This is a genomic window from Flavobacterium ardleyense, from assembly GCF_042686085.1.
Lineage (GTDB): Bacteria > Bacteroidota > Bacteroidia > Flavobacteriales > Flavobacteriaceae > Flavobacterium > Flavobacterium ardleyense.
In genome coordinates, this window is the sequence record NZ_JBHUOL010000005.1 from 1 (window position 1) to 965 (window position 965).

General features: G+C 33.5%; 1 protein-coding gene and 1 pseudogene. One reads left to right on the forward strand and one right to left on the reverse strand.

Going from position 1 to position 965, the window contains the following annotated elements; all coding sequences use genetic code 11:
• Positions 1-86: 86 nt before the first annotated feature.
• Positions 87-461: a transposase gene (locus ACFSX9_RS01640; protein ID WP_379803571.1), complete on the reverse strand. Its 375-nt coding sequence runs from the start codon at positions 459-461 to the stop codon at positions 87-89.
• A 129-nt stretch (positions 462-590) separates the two neighbouring features.
• Here ACFSX9_RS01640 and ACFSX9_RS01645 point away from each other — a divergent pair.
• Positions 591-965 (forward strand): annotated as a pseudogene (locus ACFSX9_RS01645) (hypothetical protein); the annotation flags it as partial.

The window sequence follows — 965 nt, forward strand, 5'->3', positions numbered from 1 at the left end:
ATTGAAATTAGCTTTTTTGCTGTTGTGTGCTCGGCTTTTAGTACCATCAATAGCAATGATGTCGCCACAAATCAAATCGGCATCTTTTAAAAAAGTAACAAAGAGTTTGAATAGTTTTTTAAGTCCTGATGGATTGTCTTTTCTGAAATACTATGGTAATTAGGAACTATGGCGCATAAAAGCCATTGAAGCTCAATATTTCTAACGCATTCTTTTTGTAGTTTTCTAGAACTGCGAAGTCCATTGAGATACCCATAAAGATACAATTTAAGGAAGATTTTAGTATTAAAACTAGGACGACCTTCTGATTTGATCGTTTGAACCGAAAAACCCAAAGCTTCTAAAGATAACGCTCCTACAAAAGCATCTATAAATCGAATAGGATTTTCTGATGAAATAGTGTCTTCTAAACTAGAAAAACACATTTGATTACGTGGTATTCCTGTGATGTGTTGCATCATTAAATATACGACTTTTAATCCTCTTATTAAAATAATTTGACTATTTTTGAAAGAATAAAACGTTAGTTTTTTCACAGACTGACGTTAGCGGTAATTTTAAGACGACCTCGTGCGAAATAGACAATTAGAATGAAAGCAAATAAAATTTACGACATAACTTTTGATACTGACGAAACTATTATGACTGCGAGCTTATCGAAGTCAAATGAAGTTGTAATGCTGATGAGTTCAGGAAGTGTTATTAGATTTAATTTGGACGACCAAAACGGAGAACATTTGTTTTCAGTAAAAAGCAACATTGGATATTCGGACGGAGGATTTGACATAACAGCAAAGACTTCAATATATACAATGGACGAAATTGTTGTCATAGTTAATGACTTCAAGAGACATGGTTTTGTTCATTACCCAGATAAATACCATGCTTTGCACTTGTGGAGAGAAGATTATCATGCCGACATTTCAACCTATCCAATAGCACTATATAAAAATGCAGACGGAGTG